Origin of the sequence: Pseudomonas sp. BIC9C (assembly GCF_034541995.1) — a bacterium.
Classification (GTDB): domain Bacteria; phylum Pseudomonadota; class Gammaproteobacteria; order Pseudomonadales; family Pseudomonadaceae; genus Aquipseudomonas; species Aquipseudomonas fluorescens_CC.
On record NZ_JAWDGM010000005.1, the window covers coordinates 18,634 to 37,674 of the forward strand.

General features: G+C 60.0%; 15 protein-coding genes and 3 pseudogenes. 9 read left to right on the forward strand and 9 right to left on the reverse strand.

Going from position 1 to position 19,041, the window contains the following annotated elements; all coding sequences use genetic code 11:
- The first annotated feature begins 71 nt into the window (after positions 1-71).
- Positions 72-398: a hypothetical protein gene (locus RS887_RS20880; RefSeq protein ID WP_322616848.1), complete on the forward strand. Its 327-nt coding sequence runs from the start codon at positions 72-74 to the stop codon at positions 396-398.
- Positions 358-486, forward strand: coding sequence for a helix-turn-helix domain-containing protein (locus tag RS887_RS20885; protein ID WP_416339990.1), 129 nt, complete (start codon positions 358-360; stop codon positions 484-486). The genes RS887_RS20880 and RS887_RS20885 overlap by 41 nt, the downstream gene beginning before the upstream one ends.
- Here RS887_RS20885 and RS887_RS20890 read toward each other — a convergent pair.
- Positions 483-1,388, reverse strand: a complete 906-nt coding sequence (locus RS887_RS20890) for a hypothetical protein (protein ID WP_322616850.1) — start codon at positions 1,386-1,388, stop codon at positions 483-485. The genes RS887_RS20885 and RS887_RS20890 overlap by 4 nt on opposite strands.
- 425 nt (positions 1,389-1,813) lie before the next feature.
- Between RS887_RS20890 and RS887_RS20895 the strand changes: the two are divergent.
- Positions 1,814-2,844, forward strand: a pseudogene (locus tag RS887_RS20895) (IS110 family transposase).
- A gap of 458 nt (positions 2,845-3,302) precedes the next feature.
- Here RS887_RS20895 and RS887_RS20900 read toward each other — a convergent pair.
- The 5 genes from RS887_RS20900 to RS887_RS20920 form a co-directional block, all read right to left on the reverse strand.
- Positions 3,303-4,085 carry a hypothetical protein gene (locus RS887_RS20900; protein WP_322616851.1) on the reverse strand — a complete coding sequence of 261 codons (783 nt, stop codon included), beginning with the start codon at positions 4,083-4,085 and terminating at the stop codon, positions 3,303-3,305.
- 7 nt (positions 4,086-4,092) lie between these two features.
- Positions 4,093-5,325 (reverse strand): hypothetical protein, encoded by a 1,233-nt coding sequence (locus RS887_RS20905; RefSeq protein WP_322616852.1) that lies wholly within the window; start codon positions 5,323-5,325, stop codon positions 4,093-4,095.
- Between the two features lie 181 nt (positions 5,326-5,506).
- A complete protein-coding gene (locus RS887_RS20910; protein ID WP_322616853.1) occupies positions 5,507-6,592 on the reverse strand; it encodes a LysR family transcriptional regulator in 1,086 nt (361 codons plus the stop codon).
- 12 nt (positions 6,593-6,604) lie between these two features.
- Positions 6,605-7,378, reverse strand: a complete 774-nt coding sequence (locus RS887_RS20915; RefSeq protein WP_322616854.1) for a pirin family protein — start codon at positions 7,376-7,378, stop codon at positions 6,605-6,607.
- On the reverse strand, positions 7,375-8,289 hold the full coding sequence (locus RS887_RS20920) for a DMT family transporter (protein ID WP_322616855.1): 915 nt from the start codon (positions 8,287-8,289) through the stop codon (positions 7,375-7,377). Before RS887_RS20920 ends, RS887_RS20915 begins: the two co-directional genes overlap by 4 nt.
- A 788-nt stretch (positions 8,290-9,077) precedes the next feature.
- Here RS887_RS20920 and RS887_RS20925 point away from each other — a divergent pair.
- A pseudogene (locus RS887_RS20925) lies at positions 9,078-12,468 on the forward strand (Ig-like domain-containing protein).
- 78 nt (positions 12,469-12,546) lie between these two features.
- Positions 12,547-13,590: an SCO family protein gene (locus RS887_RS20930; protein ID WP_416340004.1), complete on the forward strand. Its 1,044-nt coding sequence runs from the start codon at positions 12,547-12,549 to the stop codon at positions 13,588-13,590.
- Positions 13,591-14,026: 436 nt separating this feature from the next.
- Here RS887_RS20930 and RS887_RS20935 read toward each other — a convergent pair whose 3' ends face one another.
- The 3 genes from RS887_RS20935 to RS887_RS30640 are packed head-to-tail and all read right to left on the reverse strand — an operon-like array spanning position 14,027 to position 14,647.
- A complete protein-coding gene (locus RS887_RS20935; protein ID WP_416339991.1) occupies positions 14,027-14,389 on the reverse strand; it encodes an AAA domain-containing protein in 363 nt (120 codons plus the stop codon).
- Between the two features lie 38 nt (positions 14,390-14,427).
- The gene (locus tag RS887_RS20940; RefSeq protein WP_416339992.1) at positions 14,428-14,535 is read right to left on the reverse strand and encodes a DUF2986 domain-containing protein; all 108 of its coding nucleotides are present in this window, start codon (positions 14,533-14,535) and stop codon (positions 14,428-14,430) included.
- Positions 14,504-14,647: a hypothetical protein gene (locus RS887_RS30640; RefSeq protein ID WP_416340007.1), complete on the reverse strand. Its 144-nt coding sequence runs from the start codon at positions 14,645-14,647 to the stop codon at positions 14,504-14,506. Before RS887_RS30640 ends, RS887_RS20940 begins: the two co-directional genes overlap by 32 nt.
- 168 nt (positions 14,648-14,815) lie before the next feature.
- Here RS887_RS30640 and RS887_RS20945 point away from each other — a divergent pair, with 168 nt between their 5' ends.
- The 4 genes and pseudogenes from RS887_RS20945 (at position 14,816) to RS887_RS20960 (ending at position 18,979) form a co-directional block, all read left to right on the forward strand.
- Positions 14,816-15,835 carry a zinc-dependent alcohol dehydrogenase family protein gene (locus tag RS887_RS20945; RefSeq protein WP_322616857.1) on the forward strand — a complete coding sequence of 340 codons (1,020 nt, stop codon included), beginning with the start codon at positions 14,816-14,818 and terminating at the stop codon, positions 15,833-15,835.
- 93 nt (positions 15,836-15,928) lie between these two features.
- Complete coding sequence (locus RS887_RS20950; RefSeq protein WP_322617291.1) at positions 15,929-16,450, forward strand: TetR/AcrR family transcriptional regulator; 522 nt, start codon at positions 15,929-15,931, stop codon at positions 16,448-16,450.
- Between the two features lie 51 nt (positions 16,451-16,501).
- A complete protein-coding gene (locus tag RS887_RS20955) occupies positions 16,502-17,317 on the forward strand; it encodes a YciI family protein (RefSeq protein ID WP_322616858.1) in 816 nt (271 codons plus the stop codon).
- A gap of 227 nt (positions 17,318-17,544) precedes the next feature.
- A pseudogene (locus tag RS887_RS20960) lies at positions 17,545-18,979 on the forward strand (IS1182 family transposase).
- The last annotated feature ends 62 nt before the right edge of the window (positions 18,980-19,041 follow it).

Below are 19,041 nucleotides of genomic sequence, written 5' to 3' on the forward strand. Positions count from 1 at the left end.
ACGTTAAGGGCGATCGCGTCCGCTTAAAAATACGCGGACACCATCGTCCTTAATGCTGGAGTTCGGAAGGTGTGTTCCCGGTACGCTTACTTTTCCTCAGCGCCGCCGGTGCGCCCTATGACTTTCGCTGGAGACGGTTAAGCCCCGAACCTTTCGAATTGGTCATTGTGCTGCTGGGCCTGTCGCTATTCGACGAGGCACTGCAGGACGTCTTCGGGGCAAACGACGCACACGCCACGCTTCGGGATGTGTCCGGCTTCGAGGATTCGCAGCTGGTCGCATTGCTGCAATGCCTGCGCGAAGAAGCCGAACGGCCCGTGGCCAGCCGCCTGTTCGTTCAAGGCGTTGTGGCGCTTATTGCGCGAAACACAACTGAGCATGGTCACTGTCGCCAATGAAGTCGGCTACTCCAACCCCAGTCACTTCGCCCATGTATTTCGCAAGCACACCGGTCTTTCCCCACGCGACTACCGGCGCCAGCGTTAGGGCTCTGTTGGCCGCAGATAGGGCTCGATAAAGCCGCAGCCAAGGATCTCGTTTAGGCGTTGCGCATCGTTCATTCGGCGAAACAGTCCAATAGTCTTCCACGGCGCGTGACCATCGACATTGGGCGCTCCCAATTCGGCCAACAAGTCGGCGATCAGTATTGATCGGGTCTCGAAAGAGATGCGTGTCAGCCCGGTGCTATTGCCAACGCCGGCATGGGCATGAGCCCCGGAAAAGGCGATCAGGCTCCCCGGAGCGATATCGACGGCAATCCCCTCCTGCGGGTCGATCGCTTCCAGCAGATGCGGAATGGCTTCGTCGACATTCACGGCATTGCGGCCGTCTCGATGGGATCGCTGCAAAATGGCGCGCATATCGAAATCTGCGCTCGAATTACCCAGCGGTCGCTGCCAGAGGCCTGGATACAAGGCGACGGTACGCCCTGCCGCGATGGGATAGATGGGCGCCCACCAGTTAGTTTGTGCATAGATATTCGACCCCCAGGTATCGCGGTGAAACGCGATGGTGGCCGTCGTGCGGGCACGCGGTGTCGACTGCCCTGGCTCGCAATGCGGCTGAAAACGCAAATGCAGGCGATCGCACGCCAGGGTATCGGGGGCGATGCCAAGGCTTTGCACGACGTCCTGCCAGCGCTGCTGGACCTCAGCCGAGCCTGCGAAGTCGTTCTGAATTTTCGCAAAGCGCTCAGTCTGCTCAGGGTGGCTCAAATGGCGATGGATCTGTTGCGGCGACCAGGGATGCAGCGCGTCTTCGAGGAACGCACGCGTATATTCCACCAGTGCCGTCATGGGCTGCAGGTCAGTGAAGCGAATGATCTCGCCAGCATAGATCCGGTCATGCAATTGGCGAGCGGTGCTCGGTATGGCAAGCGAGCTGTACATGACTGGAAGTCCCCTGAAGGTGCGCCCTGACTTTAGATCCACGCCGATTGTGGCGAAAGTGGCAGGTGGGGCGAAAAAGCGCGGATCAGGCCCTGGGGACGTGAGCAACAGGCGACCTTCAAGCCATGAATGGGGCGCTTATGGCAGTTCTTAGCAGGCAGTTAACGGCCCAGAGTGTGTAAAAACGCTTCACAAAAATTGAAGTATGCGCATCTACGTTAAATCTGAAATTTATCGGCACGTCAGCAGATGTGGATTTCGCGTAGAAACGCGATTTCCAGTCCGATTTTGAGTACCTGTCGCGCTCAAAAACGTTTTTACACAGCCTCGGCCAGAAGCAATGGGATGGACTCCTCCTCACCTCGGCATCTTGAGTGCCAGACTGAAGGTGCGAACCACAGTCAACCGTGAGAAGGAGTCCACACATGAAGCTTATGCGCATTGGGGTCGACCTGGCCAAGAACGTGTTTCAGATTCACGGAGTGGATCGTCATGAGCAGCCTGTCTGGCGGCAGCGTTTACCTCGCGATCGCTGGCTACAAACGGTGCTGGAGAAGATCGAGCCCGGCTGTGAGATTGGCATGGAAAGTTGTGGCGGTGCGCACCATTGGGCGGCCGGCAACTACAGGCACGCGGATTTCAAGTGAGGCTGATCGCGCCGCAGTTCGTCAAACCGTACGTCAAGAGCAACAAGAACGACGCCAACGATGCCGAAGCAATCTGTGAAGCGATGAGCCGCCCCAGCATGCGCTTCGTCGCCATCAAGACTATCGAGCAACAGGATATCCAGGCGACGCATCGCATCCGGGCCGGCAATCGAACAGCGAACGGCCAAAGCCAATCAGATTCGTGGGCTGGTCGCCGAGTACGGTCTCGTCGCCCCAAAGGAATTGCTCATGCTGCGTCGTGCGATACCGTGCTGGTTGGAAGAGGCGGATAACGGTTTGACGGTACGCTTGCGTCGTTTACTGGATGGCCTGTGGGGCGACCTTCGCGCATTGGATGAACGTGTTGGCCAACTCGACAGCGAAATATCTGCGATCGCGGCAAGCGAGCCGACGGCCATCCGTTTGCAGCAACTGCGCGGCGTCGGCCGATGATCGCCACCGCACTCATTGCTGCCATCGGTGACGCCCGACAGTTTGCCAATGGCTGACAGTTGGCCGCCTCGCTAGGGCTGACGCCAAAGCAACACAGCTCTGGCGGCAAGGATCGACTGCTTGGCATCAGCAAACGTGGAGATACTTATCTGCGAACGTTGATGGTCCACGGTGCGCGGTCGGCTCTGCGCACAGCCAAGTCCAAAGACGATCGACTCAGCCAGTGGGTCGTCCGCTTGGCCGAGCGCTCACATCCCAATGTGGCCGCTATCGCACTAGCGAACAAAACCGCACGCATGGCTTGGGCGATGCTGCGCAACGGGAGCGATTACCAACCAGATCGGGCTGCGGCCTGATCTACCAAGCCGCCACGTCCAACGCGTAAACAAACCGTCCACCTAGATTGCTAAGCAACCCGAACGATGGCAAACCGGTCGAACCGGCGTTGGCAAAACCCTTAAGTGTCCAGGTGCGTAAAGCACGTAGAAGCGATTGGGAGCCGACGCGCGAATAGCCCATCATGGCCCTGCATCGAATCGATGCCGAAGTCAGAGGCCGAATATACGTGTGCAGTCGGCACGGGCGCCAAAGCAAAGGGGGCTTGCAATGAGGAGGAGTCCATATACGGACATTGAACTCAAACTGTCAGATCGATTGACACCCTTTCCTGCTTCTCGACGACGTTCACTTCGGTCTGGAGTGTGCCCAGACTCTCCAGCGTCACCCCCCGCCTTGCGGGGGGGTCCGCTTTTAGGGTCGTGTAAAACGCGCTTGATTGTTCCGCCTAACGTCCAGCAACACCTCTAACCGTGCTCTAAGGGTGCTGCTGGCGCTTCACCAACGCTCGGTTAATCGTTAATGGGATGTAGACGTCGGCCGCAGTTGGCTCAGGCGCAGTGCCGGGCGACTCGAAGTGTCCGTTCAACCGGTTGCCGGAAGGATCTTCAAGGTTGCCGAAGACTGCCAGCGTGTACCGCGAATCAGCCCAGGGAACGTCGGGCGTAAAGGTCCATCTTTTTTCGCCAACTTCCAGGCGAGCGCGCCCCCGGACTCGGCGATTACTCGAGTTCGCAACCGCAAGATAGTCGACATCACGACCGTCGATGGGCGCGTCCAGCTCCACCACTAGCGGTTCGCGTGTGCCTGCACGCACGCTTGCGATGCTCCAGCCAGACGGGCGCGGGCCATCGAGGTCGTCCGCCCCCACCTTCCAGCGCTTGATCTCCAGACCATCCAACATCAACACCAACACCCCGTCGGCGTGGAGCACAGGTCCGACGGTGTCATGGGCGATAAGCCCGCTCTTCACGCGCCCAGGATGCAAAAGCAACGTCAGAATCTTGCCGGTGGGAGACCAGAGCTCCTGCTCGAAAAATGGCTTGTCGATAACATTACCGTTGGCCTGGCGCAGTTCCAACCGAGGCAGGACCTGCTCGCCAACCGGCTGCGCGAACACCAGAGAAATGCGCAGCAGGTTCGCCGGCACCTCCGGTCCGGACGGTTGAACGGCAACAGGCACTGGTTCAGCCTCGACCGCCTGAGTTCCAGCCGCAATCCACAGAGCCAACGCGCACAGAGCGCGCAACGCGTTCGTCATACCGACCTCACTCATGCGTGCCGATGAGTTCGGGGAACCCTTCCTGCTTCATCAGGATGTCATGGGCAGGCTTGAAGTACTTGAGCTGGAACTCGACGTTGTTGTAGCGGTACTGCGGGAAGTCGTACTCGGAAACGAAATCGGTCAGCCGGAACAACATGGCCTTGTCGAATGACACCAGCTGCAAGGCATCAGTCTCCAGCACGCGCCGCACGACGATGAAGAATTGGTCGTCGAGGTTGTCGATACGGGTGGCCCCCACCAACGGTGCCGGCGTCTCCTGCACACCTATGATTTCACCGGCAGGAACAGGCTTGTCGATGCCGGGCTTCTCATTCGCAGCCTGGATCTCGTTGACCGGGATGATGTTGCCCGAACGGTGGTAGTTCAGCAGCATCAGCATGTCTTGCGGTTTGCCGCTCGTGTCCTTGGCGCTGTACGAGATCATGTCCGCTGGCGTGTTGCCGTAGCCCAGTTCTGCGATAGCTTTGCCCTTGATGTGCGCACCGTCCTTCAGGTCCTCGAGCGGGATGGTCACGAGTGGCGTGCAAACATAGGCGGCGACGACGTAAGGCTTTCCGTCGAGTGTGGCGAACGATAGCGCGCGAATGGGTGCTCGCGTTTCAATCTGATTGTGCGTGGTGTGGTAGATCTCCACCGACGTCATCGTTTGTTTGTCGGTGAACGGGTACGGAATGCGACGCAGCGTCGACGCGAAGTCCTGGTTTGACAGACCCGCAACAAACAACTCGCCGTTATTCCATTTCATGTCCGTAACGGTGAAGCTGCGCTCCGGTGTTTCCTTCCAGAACTCAACCTTGGAGTTGTTTGGGTTCTTCAGCGTCACCGTAGTCGACTTCATGCTCGCAAGGTTGAGCTTGCGAACCTTCTGGTCGGCAGTGACAGCGACAATCGCCGGCGTCTTGTTCGCCCCGACGCTCACTGCCAAGTAAACCTCGCCCGAGCCCGGGCGCGCTGCCATGTCTTCAACCTTGACCTTGCCGGCGCCAAGCGACTTGGACAGCAACGTCTCCAGGTCCACGATGTTGAAGGTCCCTTCGCCCTTTCTGGGCACAGGCGCAGACAACGCCAGCGCATGCACTTGAGCACCTTTCCAGTCGGCAACAAACAGAGTGTTTTCGGGGCCGAATGCGAGCCGCGATACAGACTTTACATCGGCAGCGAAGGTTGCGGTGGCTAGCACAGCGGATGCGACGGCGACGAGCATCTTCGAGTACATATCAAAACTCCTATAGGGGGTGAAGTGGCGCCTGAAACCACGTGGAAAATACTCAGGCAGGTGGATTTTTATCTGGCGTCTATGCAGAGAACCGATATGGGTACCCGGTAACCAAAAGAGGCGTCGATGGTTGTGGTGACACGCGAGTTGGCGCTGGGCCGGTTGCAGCGAGAAGACGCGCTCAACCACCCGCCGCGTCTAACCGCTCTTTCAGGAAGTGCAAGAGCGTGCGCACCCGCTCTGGCAGGTGCTCACGACTCGGGTAGATGGCAAACATCTTGCGCGGCTCGGCACGCCAATCCTCCAGCGCGACCTCCAGCCGCCCCTCGGTGATTTCGGTGCGCATCATCACGCGAGGAACCAACCCCACGCCCACGCCTCGCAGCATCGCATCGATCAGCATCAGGCTATTGTCCGCGCGGAAGTTGCCGCGAATGTCCACGGCCTGTGAACCGCCAGGCCCGTCGAAATGCCAGCGCGTGGCGTCGCTGCCGAGTAGATAAGGCAGGCAGTTGTGACACGCCAGTCCCGACGGATGTTCGGGTTTGCCATATTGGCGCCAGTAGTCCGGTGCTGCGGCCACGGCACGCTCTATCACCATCAGCGGCACGGCGATCAGCGAGGAATCATCGAGCTGCGCCTGGCCGCGCAGCGCTACGTCGATGCCGTCGCGTACCAGATCGACGGGCCGGTCCGACAGCCTCAGCTCGAGCTCGATACCCGGGTAGGCCGCCTGAAAGGCATGCAGATGGTCATTGAGAAAGGCCAGCGTGAGCGACACCGGCACCGCCAGCACCAATCGGCCGGAAAGCTCGCCGCGGGCTGCGCGGATCTCCCCCAGCGTGCATTCGGTGTCATCCAGCACGCGTCGGCAGTACGCGTAGAATTGCTCACCGGCCTCGGTAAGCTGCATGCGTCGCGTGGTACGAGCTAGCAAGCGACTGCCTGTCCACTCTTCGAGATGCACGATGTACTTATTCACCATCGATGGCGAGTAGTCGAGATCGCGTGCCGCCGCGGCGAACCCGCCCGTCTCGACAACGCGACAGAAGCATTGCAGAGCTAAGTGCCTGTCCATGAATCTCTCGCGGTAAGTGCCCCGCCACCCCATGCCTTGCCATTGCATCGACACGATGATGAAAGTGTAGTCGAGGGCGAACGCCAGTATGACTGGCGGCACCATGTAGTGGCCTTGCAGGTGCGCGCCGAAGAGCACTGTTGAGCCGTGGGCGCACCACCCGAACCAGTAGGAGACGATGCGGGGCATGAGTGAACTCCTTCAAATGTTCGTGTGGAAGGTTGGCGAGTCGCTCAGTCCGGTTTCCGGGTCGACCGCAGGCGTGTCGAAACGCAGAAGCTCGGCCGACGCTAATGCCTGCAGGTGCAGTTGAGGCACGCCATCGAAGAACACCATCGCGTCACCGCTTTCGAGCAATACACGATCAATGTCGGCGCCTTGCACTTCGACCTGCCCCTGCATCACGTGCAGGTAGAGACCGCCGGTGATCCGTGCCGGTATCTCAAGCGGCTGGCCCGGCGTAACGTGGCCGAGGGCGAGTATCACGTCGACGCCGATGTCGAGCGCTGCGTCCTGCGACTGCGGCGACACGAGGGTACGCCAGGCACCGGCCGTGGGCGCTAGGTAAGAGCGCCGCTCGACGGTCGGTTCTTGCCCCGTGACGGACGGTGCAAACCAGATCTGGAAGTGGTGGTCGACCTCGTGGGACGAGATGTTCCACTGCCGATGGCGAATGCCGTGTCCGGCGCGCATCCACTGGAGTTCACCGGGATGCACCAGCATCTCGCGGCCCTCACTGTCTCGATGCTCGACGGCCCCGATGCGCGGCAGCATGACAATCTCGAGGTCACGGTGAGGGTGCATCGCAAAGCCGGTGCCCGGTTGTACGCGGTCTTCGTTGAGCGCCAGCAGCGGGCCGAAACGCATGCGCCGTGGGTCGACATAGTCGTCAAAGCTGAAGCTGAAACGTACATCAAGCCAGGCGTTGCGCATCGTGCCGCGCTCTACGCTACGGCGAATCTCGAAATGGTTCATACCCGTGCCTCCTGATCGTGGTGGGTCGCAACGGGCATGGGGGCCCGCGCCGGCCGCTGCAACAAAAGCAGCGCCACTAACACCAGTGCGGCCGCGGGCCACACCGTCCAGGGCAGTCGCTCGCCGAATGCAAAGGTTCCGATCGTCACCCCTGGCAGCATCATCACGTAGCCGATGAAGCTGAAGGTCACCGGTTCGGCCCGCCGTTGCAGCGCGAAGTAGAAGAGGTAGCCAACGGTGAGCACGCCGGTCTGCAGCGCCAGCCAGGCGAGGGCCGGGGTCGTCAGCGGCGGCACGATGGTGTCCAGGGCGAGGGCTGCAAGCGCAAGCATTGACGACGAAGACAGCAGCGTCATCGACGACAACCACTCGCCGCTGACGTCGGACGGCATGCGACGCGCGCGATAGATATTAGTTGCGCCGATCGAGACGGGAATGGCCAGCGCCATGCCCAGCAGCGCTGGCGTGGCTTCGAACGAACCGCCGCGGCCGGCGAGCATCAGCAGCGCCCCGGACAGGCCCAACCCGACTGCGACCCCGCGGCGTAGCGCAAGCCGTTCGAAACCTAGCAGCAAGGTGAACAGCAGCGTGAATACCGGCGGCAACGCCAGCGAAAAAGATGCGAAACCAGCGCCGGCGTGCGAGGACAACCAGAACACTGCGGACATTGGCAACGCGTGGCCGAACAGGCCGGCGATGCTGCCGAAGCGTACCAGGCGTGGCAGGTCGGCGGGACGTCCTTGCCGAAGCAGCCCGATCGCACCGAGCAGCAGGCCGGCTGCCAGCGTGGGCCAGAGTGCGAAAGCGAGTGCGCCCACGCAGTGGTGCGCCGCTACCTTCGCGATTGGAGTACCGAGGCCGAGCGTGATACCGCTGCCCAGCAGCAGGGGCCAGAGTCGGGACAGGTTCATGGAAGGCTCCTCGTTGATGTCCTGCTCAGTCTGGACACCGGGGTGCTGCCGATCTAGAGGCCCCTTGGAACTTCACCTTTCACGCTGGGTGGGGAATCGATGCGGACCCGCTTGGCTTTGTCACGTTGACCAGCTCGACCGTGGTACACGCACGCTGACGACACGAGGAGTACGCGACGTTACACGCTCTGCTTTCCTCTCCTGCCGGCTAATAGTTGCCCTGAACGTCTACAATGGGGCGTTTTCTGCCTCACGCGACAGGCAGAAAACGGCCGATTCTGTTGAAAAAGTCGGTTCGCCCAAACAGCCTGGTCATTGACTGGTTAAAACGTCTTTTTTGAACACTGCTACGTGAAATCTGAGTCCGTAAGCCTCTGCCGAAAGTAAAGATTTCAATCTCGAGCGCGTACTTTTCTACCGTGGAAACCATGGCCGACTTTTTCAACAGAATCGGCCAGAAGCAGCCCGTCGCGATTGGCACGAATCGTCCCCATTTACCCCGGAACTCGGTCCGGGCCTGTTGACCCACCATCCCCGATTCAGGGGAATCCCCCCCAATTTTCATCTTTCCATTCGACGCCATCGGAGCAGCCTCGATCGCCTGCAGAACGTCAGTTCCATGAGAACACCTGGAAGTTTCACAGTCGTCTCCCGCGATTGGCATGGACTCTGCTTACGGCCAAAACCAAGGGCAAAGTGCTATCGACACAACGCGTGTCTGGCTCATCACCATGCTGGGAGGCAAAAGTATGAAGGCCAATAAAACTACTCTATCTTGCGCACTCTTCATGCGGCCGGACATGGCCTCGGCGATATTGTTGGCCCTCTGCGGGGCGGATGCCGGCGCTTCGCCAATGGACGATGAGAGCCAGCCATCGCCCACCGACCCCTCCTACTATCGTCCCCAGCCTGCGGACCCTACGGCCGCATTGCTGGAAATCCGCACGATGCCGGAGGCCAACCACGGCTCGCTGTCCCTGCCCAATGGTGGCCAGGGTAACCGCGACACGCCACGGACCGACAACGTCCTGCCCCCTGCCCTGCAGACCTCGTTCAACTTCCCCACCAACGGCAAGCCTAGCCCGCTGTTTGGCGCAGAAGCCTTTACCCAGCAGCTTGTGCTGTTTGAGGAGTTCGGCCCGGAGAAGCTCGACCCGCAAACGCCTCCGGCGCAAATGACTTTCCCCGTACCGACGGTGGGTCCGATGCCCGGCCAGGACCCTAACAACGTGGCCCGCAGCGGCCCCTCGGGAACCGCGCTGGAAGCCTTCCTGCGGCAACCAGGACTGACGCCGTTCCCGACTCAGTACTCCAACGTGCTGGACCGCAACCCCTGGAAGGCGCATATCGAAGCCTTCCTCAACCGCGCGCCGGTGGGCTCCCCGGCCGAGGGACGGCCAGGCGGCAAAGGCTGGTCGCACCAGCGCTGGAACGAGTTCTACCCGCAAGCCGCGTTCAAGACCGTGCAAGCGGGTGCACGACAAAACCTCGGCCTGCGCGACAGCAAACAGATGCATGGCTACACCAAGGGTGAGTTCGGCCCTGGCGGGCTCTATCACAACACCGCCGGCCTCTCGAACACCAAGGGCACCACCAAGGGCATCGACATTCGCATCCATCCGAAGATGCCGATCCAGAACCACAACTCGGTGTGGACCTTCGACGGCACCCTGCCGCCCAAACTCCTCATGGTGCGCTACGGGCAACCGCTGCTGATGCGTCACTACAACGCCCTGCCCATCGACCCGGCCGCCAACAACGGTTTCGGCCTGCACACCATCAGTACCCATGAGCACAATGGTCACAACCCGGCCGAGAGCGATGGTTATGCCAACGCCTTCTTCTTCCCCGGCCAGTACTACGACTATCGCTGGCCGGTGCAACTGGCCGGCTACGACACCATCAACACCAAGGCCGAGGACCCAAGGGCCGCGTTCCCCTGCTCGCCGGGCGAGACCCTGTGGGTCAACGACATGACCCCTTCGCGCAAGACCTGCGAAAACGGCAGCATCAAGATCCGTGGCGACTGGCGCGAAACCATGAGCACCCACTGGTTCCACGACCACATGCTCGATTTCACCGCCCAGAACGTCTACAAGGGCAACGCGGTGATGATGAACTACTACAGCGCCATCGATCGCGGCAACGAGGCCGTCGAGGATGGCATCAACCTGCGTCTGCCCAGCGGCAACGCCCTGCCCTGGGGTAACCGCGACTATGACGTCAACCTGGTGATCGCCGACAAGGCCTGGGATGCCAACGGCCAGTTGTGGTTCAACCCGTTCAACACCGACGGCTTCCTCGGCGACCAGATGCTGGTGAACTGGCAGTACCAGCCATTCATGAACGTGCGCGCCCGTAGCTACCGCTTCCGTATCCTCAACGGTTCGGTATCGCGCTACTTCAAGCTGGCCGTGGTCCGCGAAATCAAGGGCACGGGCGGCGAATTCCCCGGGCCGTCCGGCTCGGGCGTGTCCTATGCACGGGTGCCGTTCCACATGATCGGCAACGACGGCAACATCATGGAACACGCCATCCCCTTCGACGGCAGCATGGACCTCGACGGCGACGGTGACTTGAAGGACAACAACGCCATCCTGCCGACCCAGGCCATCGCCGAACGCTACGACATCATCATTAATTTCGCGAAAAACGGGATCAAGACCGGGGACAAGATCTACTTCGTCAACCTGATGGAACACAAGACCGGCAAGGGCCCGGAGAAAGACGAACTGTCCCTGGCCGATGTGCTGTCCGAGAAGTACAAGGCCGTCCTCAAGCAAAGCAGCAAGGGGTCGCAATGGGACAAGGGCGATCCGGGTGGTGAGCAAGTTCCTGCAATTGATCGTCAATTCCTACGCAGGTCAAGACCAGAGCATGGACCCCACCGCCTATGAGCCGGCCAAGCCTGGCAAGGCGGCAGGCAAGAAAATGATCCCGTTGACCATCAACCGCGACGATGTGGCCGACAAGGCAAAACTCGACCAGGCTCGTCATCGCAGCTTTACCTTTGGCCGTTCCGACGGCACCGACCTGGCGCCCTGGACCATCAAGACCGATGGTGGCTTCGGCTACAGCATGGACCCACGACAGCTCACCGTGGCGGCGCAATTGTCCACCGGGGCAACAGACGCCGGCTTCAGTGGCGACGGCACCCTCGAGGTGTGGGACATCAAGAACGGCGGCAACGGCTGGAGTCACCCGGTGCATGTGCACTTCGAGGAAGGGGTGATCCTTAGCCGCGATGGCAAGGCACCGCCGGACTGGGAAAAATGGGCACGCAAGGATGTGTTCCGCATCGGGCCGGAAGTCGACAGTTCCACGGACGTGTCCATGGCGATTCGCTTCCGCGAGTTTGCCGGGACCTACATGGAGCACTGCCACAACACCCAGCACGAAGACTCGTCCATGTTGCTGCGCTGGGACATCGAACACCCCGGCCAGTTCGAGCTGATGCCGACGCCGCTACCCGGCTGGGATGGCGTCGAATATGTGGCTTCGGCCGCGCTGCCCACCTTCCGTACGGGTGGCAAGGGTAGCGGCAATGATGACGATGACGGGGATGATGGCGACGACAACAGCACCAACAAGCTGCCGGTTGCCGGCCCCGACAGTGCCAGCACCACGGCCGGTGTGGCCGTCACCCTCAACGTCCTGGCCAATGACAGTGACCCTGACAACAACATGCCGCTCACTGTGGTCGGCTTGAGCCAGCCGGACTCCGGCATGGGCACGGCCACCACCGATGGCACCCGGGTGATCTACACGCCGCCGGCCACCCTCACCGAACCTGCCACCGCCACCTTCACCTATGAGGTGCGCGACGCCAAGGGTGGCGTCTCGGCAACGCCCGGTACTGTGACCATCGCAGTGGCGCCGGCGGTGACCAGCAACGAGGACCTGCAAGTGACCAGCGCCACCGTGGTGGTACGCAGCAACAACCGTTACACCTGGGATCTGGCCGGGACCACGTCGCAGACTGGCACGGTCCTGACGATTTCCGCAGCGACCACCGGCGGGCCGCTCGTCCTGGGCACGGCGACGATGACACCAACAGCCACCGGCGCCCGCTGGCGGATCTCGGCGACCACCACAGGCAACGGACCGGCATCCACTCCGACCGTGACGATCAAATCATCCTCCGGTCGCTCGGTCACGGCGCCCCTCTCTGTCCGTTGACCGGTATCACCTTGCACTCCAGCCCGTACAGCTGGAGTGCAAGGCATCCATCAGTACTCTGCACAGGACGCAATCATGATCACTTCACACTGGACCCGGCCGATCAAACTTCTTCGCCTGCTGTTCCTTTTTACCCTGGGCATCACCGGATGGTCGGCAGCCGCTGCCGAAGACAGCGACACCGGCACCCCTTGGGGAAAGGACTATTTCCCCAATACCGAGCTGGTCAATCAGGATGGCCAGAAGGTGCGTTTTTTCGATGACCTGATCAAGGACAAGGTGGTGGCGATCAACTTCATCTTCACCTCTTGCACCGACTCCTGCCCGCTGGAAACCGCACGCCTGCTACAGGTACAGAAAGTCCTCGGCGATCGGGTCGGCAAGGACATCTTTCTCTACTCGATCAGCATCGACCCGGAAACCGACACACCGCAAGTGCTCAAGCAATACACCGAGAAATTCAAGATCGGCCCCGGCTGGCAATTCCTCACTGGCAACAAGGACGACATCACCGCCTTGCGCAAGAGCCTGGGCCTGTTCATCGACGGCATCGACAACGGCCGCAACAAGGACCACAACCTGAGCCTGATCATCGGCAACCAGAGCACCGGCCGCTGGATGAAATCCTCACCCATGGAGAACCCCTACATTCTGGCCGACCGCCTGGGCAAAACCCTGCAGAACTGGAAACAGGCCAGCACCAGCAACCAGGATTACGCCAGCGCCCCGACCGTGCGCCCGCCAAGCGCCGGCGAGCAGATCTACCGTACCCGCTGCTCGTCCTGCCATACCCTGGGTGACACCCAGAACGCCGGCATACGCAGCATCGGCCCGGACCTGATCGGCGTCACCCGCCAGCGCGACCCGCAATGGCTGAAACGCTGGATCAAGGAACCCGATCAGGTGCTGGCCGAGAAAGACCCACTGGCGATGCAGTTGTACGAGCAATACAACCGCCTGGCGATGCCCAATCTGCGCTTGGGTGATATAGAGGCCAATGCCGTATTGACCTATCTGGCAGAAGAGACTGAACGGTTAAAGCCTGAGGCACCGATGGCGCAGGACACGCATGATGAATCTCACCAGCACGCAGGCCATCACATGCAGCAACAAGGCGGTTAAAGCCGATCCGTTCACAGGGGCACTCTGCGCAAGTGATCGCGAAGAGTGCTGCCTCTATCGCCTGTCCAACGCAACGATCGGGCGATAGGAGCTGGGCCAGGGTTTTGGTTATGTTCACTACGCCGGCGCGAGTGTTGGAGTCGTGGCAGTGATACCGGGCAGCATGACGGTGGACGAGGCCACAAAGCTGGCAGACCGCGAGATGTATAAGGTGAAACAGCAGCGAAATCGTCAACGATTGCAGGCATGCCGTCGGTCGGCCATAGAGCGATTGCCGCCCTTCGTGACAGGCTTCAAACGGCCGATTCTGTTGAAAAAGTCGGCCATGGTTTCCACGGTAGAAAAGTACGCGCTCGAGATTGAAATCTTTACTTTCGGCAGAGGCTTACGGACTCAGATTTCACGTAGCAGTGTTCAAAAAAGACGTTTTAACCAGTCAATGACCAGGCTGTTTGGGCGAACCGACTTTTTCAACAGAATCGGCCATTTGCTGCCTGTCGTGACGGGCTGCAACCAGGTCTTTGCCTTCAACTGCCAGGCAATCCGAGTGGCCGAAGATGATCACCGAATCACGAGCTCTGGATAGCGCCACATTGAGACGGTGACGATTTAGCAGAAACTGCATGTTTCCACTTGTGCGCACCATCGGCCAGATCACCCTATCGGCTTCTCCCCCGCACAACATCACCCTCGTCCACCCCATTGGCGATGCTGCCGAGCGGGTCTGTTCGACCAATCGCTTGAACAGTGGCTCGTACAGATCGCACTGGACCAGCATTCTTGAAGTCGCCAAATACATTTGGCCCTGGTTCCAGAAGATGCCGCTTCAGCTGCAAATCAACTCTCGGTGGAAACAGTTGGTTCTTGACTGGACACGGCAGCCAGCTTCAATCGCTCGGCTTCGCTGATGTATTTAGACTTTTTTGGGCGGTGCCAATTCAGCACTGGCCTTTTTAGCTTGAGCCTCCGGCAGCTGCTGTATTTTTATGCCGGTCCATTTTTTACTCGAATTGCAGGTTCTAAACGAAAACAACATCAAAGTTTGGGGCAGATTCATTGCGCATCCATACCGTTGGTCAATGGGCGTGGCGCGACGCTTGTGCCTCATTTTGATTGCGACCACAATCAAGCCTCTAAACCTGGCTTTACATGAGTGCAGCCTTGGCATCGCGTCGCGCCCACGGGGGCATGATTGACACCGTCACTCGAGTGAAGGAGTAAGCAAATGAAGGCCCTGATCATCGAACAAAACGGCGAGCCGTCAGAGGTAGTCCACTGGCGGGATTTACCCGAGCCTACGCCCGGTCCAGCTGAAGTCCGCGTGAGGATGCTGATGGCGCCCGTGCATCCGTCCGACTTGCATATCATCCGTGGGCGCTTCGCTCGTCAGCGTCAGCCCGTACTGCCCGCCTCGCCCGGAACCGAGGGTGTCGGAATCATCGACGCCGTCGGTAGCGACGTGCCACACACGCGGGTCGGAGAACGCGTGGTTTTACTGGACGTGCCCGGAACCTGGAGAGAGCAAGTCATTAGTCCGGCGGCCCGCGCAATCCCTGTTCCGGCGGCGATCTCCGACGAGGACGCCGCGCAGGCCCTGATCAATCCGATGACGGCATGGGCGATGACGATGTCGGAGCACCAGCTACAACGCGGCGACTGGCTGGTACAGAGCGCAGCCGGCTCGACGGTGGGTCGCCTTGTACTGCAGATCGCGAAAGCGCAGGGGGTCCACACCATCAACCTCGTTCGCCGTGCAGAGCAGGTTGCCGAGATCCAGAAGCTTGGTGGTGACATCGTGCTCTGCACTGCCGACGAGAGCTGGCCCGAGCAGTTGGTGAAGGCCACCGATGGCAAGGGCATCGTCTGCGCGATCGATTGCGTCGCCGGCCGCACTGGCGCCACGCTTGCGCGCCAGTTGGCCCCGAATGGCCGCCTGCTCGTCTATGGAGCCTTGTCGTCGCACCGCCAGACCGACCCCGCGGCTTTCGAGATGCCTGTTTTCGCCCCGGCGCTTATCTATTCAAGTGCCGAGGTGCGCGGCTGGCTCATCTTCTCGTGGCTGGCACGCAAGGGGCTGGATGAAAGCAGCCAGGCGTTGCGCAATCTGCTGGATAGCATCGCCGTGGGCTGCTTGAAACCGCCGGCAACAGAGCGCTATTCAGTCGATCGTGCATTCGAAGCCTTCACGGCTGCCGAGAGCACTGCACACGATGCCAAACCATTGCTGGTATTCGCGCAGCGCTGAACTTCAGCCGTTTCAGGAGAAGACCGTGGTGTATGTAAAACGTGAGCAATCCGACGAAAACCGCGAAGTGCTGCTGGCTACGGCCAGCAGACTATTTCGCGAACGGGCATTGATGGCGTGGGCGTTGCGCAAATCGCGCGCGAAGCCGGGCTGACGCATGGAGCGCTGTACGCGCATTTCCGCTCGAAAGGTGATCTTGCGGCGCAAGCCTTTTCGCTGGGCCTGATGCAGAGCCGCGAAGCGTTCCGGGGCGAAGAGTCGCGTCGCCAGCACAGCGTGTCGGGGTATCTCGACTACCTGCTTTCGCCGCTTAACCGGGACGACCCAGGCATGAGTTGTCCGCTGACGGCGTCGGCGAGTGAAATCGGCCGACACGGAAAGGACATCAGTGAACAGTTCGCCAACGGGTTTCAGAGCAAGGCAAGCGCGTTCGAAGCGGTGCTCGACGACGCCATTCCCGAGGCCGAACGGCGCCAACTGGCGATGACCATCGTCGCGGCGGAAATCGGTGCCATGGCCGTCGCCCGGGCCGTCGCCAAAAGCGACCCTTCGTTGTCCGATAAAATTTTGAAGGCCGTGCATGCCGTGCTGGTGAAAGCATCGCAGGGGCAATAAAGCCACATTCGATACGCCTCATCAGCCGTGCTCCAACTCGAGGACAACTTCGTGTCTCAAGATCTGTCGCGCCGCCGCTTTCTCGCATCCGCCGCAGGTGTCGCATGCCTTGCATTGACCGACATGCCTTCGGTCATGGCGGCGTCTTCACTTCCCACACTTTCCGGAGTGCTCTCGGGAAATCCAGTCCAGATGAAAATCGTGAACTACGCGATGTACGTTCAGGACCGGGCCAGGGTGGACGCGTCCCGGGCCGAGCACCAGACCTATGCGGATATGCTTCGCGAGCACGATCGGCTGGTGATGGGCGGGCCGCTGCTCGACGACGATGGACGGCCCAGCGGCGTCCTGCTCGTTTATGATGTCGAATCGAAACAGCAAGCCGAAACGCTGGCCCAACACGATCCCTTCGCTCTCAAAGGAGCGATTGCGAACTATCGCCTGACCGAATGGACCGTGCTCGACAGCAACATCGAGTTGCTCACTGCCTCGCTCGTCCCTGCGAATCGGCGTGCCCCTCCCAAACTACCGCGTGCACCCGACGCTACCCCCGTCGCCCCGGACGAACACACCGCACGCCTCTACGTCAACTACGCGAAATACGTGTCCGACCGCTCCCACGTCGAGCAAGTGATGCCTGCGCATCAGTCGTATACACAGGCACTCAAGGCGAACGGAGAACTGATCATGGCGGGGCCTTTCGCTGACGGCTCGGGCGCACTGTTCATTTATCGGGCGCAGTCGACAGACGAAGCGATGGCACTGGCCCTGAAGGACCCGTACCACGTCGAGGGCGTGTTCGAAACGTTTGCACTAGCGCAGTGGCGACTGTTCGGGCTGAACGCAGGATTGATCCAGAGTGTTTGAAGCTCAGTCACTTGGTCATTGCTTATGCGGGCCATCATTTGAAACTGCGAGTGATCTACTGTCATGGCCGGTGGTGGACGTGGATCGCTATTGAATGAATCAAGCCAAGACGACCGGATTGTCCCTGATTTATAGACACGCGTGACCGGCAGCAATGGGTCCAGGCTGTGTGAAAACACCAGCGTTTGTCTAATCTTCTGATCGTCGAGATCGTAGCGGGGACGATCATGAAGCGATTCATTGAAGGTGAGGCTCGGACGCAAGTCACGTTGCTGCCGGAGTGCCTGGACGATTACGTTGCCGAAGAAAATCCAGTGCGTGTGATCGACGTTTTCGTTGATGAACTCGACCTGGGGGCACTTGGGTTTGAGGGTGTTGACCCTGCTGCAACGGGGCGTCCTGCCTACCATCCAGCGATCTTGCTGAAGATCTATATCTACGGCTATCTCAATCGGATTCAGTCCAGCCGCCGGCTTGAACGTGAGGCCGAGCGCAACGTCGAGTTGATGTGGCTGACGGGGCGTTTGGCCCCGGACTTCAAAACCATCGCCGACTTTCGCAAGGACAACGGCAAAGCCATTCGCAGCGTCTGCCGCCAGTTCGTAGTGCTTTGCCGCAACCTCGACCTCTTCTCCCAATCAATCATCGCCATCGACGGCAGCAAATTCAAAGCCGTCAATAATCGCGACCGTAACTTCACCCAGGGCAAAGTGAAGGCACGCATGCAGCAGATCGAGCAGAGCATTGACCGCTATCTGGCGGCGATGGATTCGGCGGATCGGGCAACACCCGAAGTGGCCGAGGCCAAAGCCGAGCGGCTGAAAGAAAAGATAGAAACCCTGAAACAGCAGATGCAGAAACTCAAGGACATCGAGGCGCAGCTCCACGACAGTCCAGACCAGCAGATCTCGCTTACCGATCCAGACGCACGCTCAATGGCCACGAGCGGCCGAGGTACCGGAACGGTTGGCTACAACGTACAAACAGCCGTCGACGACAAGCACCATCTGATCATTGCCCATGAGGTGACCAACGTTGGCAATGACCGGACGCAACTCAGCAATATGGCGAACCAGGCGCGTGAAGAGATCGGCGCCGAGTCGCTGACGGTGGTCGCCGACCGAGGTTATTACAAGGGTCTGGAAATCCTTGCCTGCGAGCAGGCTGGCATCACCACCTTCGTACCGAAACCCCTGACATCGGGCAGCAAAGCCGAAGGCCGATTTGGTAAGCAGGACTTCATCTACGTTGCTGCATCGGACGAGTATCGGTGCCCGGCGGGGCAGTTACTGACCCGGCGGCATTCTTCGGTGGAAGACGGCATGCTACTGCACTGTTATTGGTTCTCGGGCTGCCAGTCCTGCGCAATGCGCAAGCAATGTACGACGGGTAAGGAGCGCCGGGTAAAGCGCTGGGAACATGAAGCCGTCATCGATGCGATGCAGGTACGGCTGGAAAATGATCCAACGATGATGAGGCGTCGCCGACAGACCGTTGAACATCCTTTGGAACGCTCAAATACTGGATGGGAGTACCCACTTCCTGACCAAAACCCTGCCGAGGGTAAGCACCGAGATGAGCCTTCATGTGCTCGCCTACAACCTCAAGCGAATGATGAGCATCTTCGGCATCGCAGGATTGCTTGAAGCGATCAGGGCGTGAATCCAGCCGCGTGATCGGCCGTGATTGGTGTTTGGGCGCTGACGCGGCCCAAACAGCCTTTA

Excerpts from the sequence above, each read along its gene's own strand:
- RS887_RS20890 (WP_322616850.1), bottom strand. The coding sequence starts at position 1,388 with ATGTACAGCTCGCTTGCCATACCGAGCACCGCTCGCCAATTGCATGAC.
- RS887_RS20900 (WP_322616851.1), bottom strand. The coding sequence starts at position 4,085 with ATGACGAACGCGTTGCGCGCTCTGTGCGCGTTGGCTCTGTGGATTGCG.
- RS887_RS20905 (WP_322616852.1), bottom strand. The coding sequence starts at position 5,325 with ATGTACTCGAAGATGCTCGTCGCCGTCGCATCCGCTGTGCTAGCCACC.
- RS887_RS20910 (WP_322616853.1), bottom strand. The coding sequence starts at position 6,592 with ATGCCCCGCATCGTCTCCTACTGGTTCGGGTGGTGCGCCCACGGCTCA.
- RS887_RS20915 (WP_322616854.1), bottom strand. The coding sequence starts at position 7,378 with ATGAACCATTTCGAGATTCGCCGTAGCGTAGAGCGCGGCACGATGCGC.
- RS887_RS20920 (WP_322616855.1), bottom strand. The coding sequence starts at position 8,289 with ATGAACCTGTCCCGACTCTGGCCCCTGCTGCTGGGCAGCGGTATCACG.
- RS887_RS20935 (WP_416339991.1), bottom strand. The coding sequence starts at position 14,389 with ATGTATTTGGCGACTTCAAGAATGCTGGTCCAGTGCGATCTGTACGAG.
- RS887_RS30640 (WP_416340007.1), bottom strand. The coding sequence starts at position 14,647 with ATGAATCTGCCCCAAACTTTGATGTTGTTTTCGTTTAGAACCTGCAAT.
- RS887_RS20945 (WP_322616857.1), top strand. The coding sequence starts at position 14,816 with ATGAAGGCCCTGATCATCGAACAAAACGGCGAGCCGTCAGAGGTAGTC.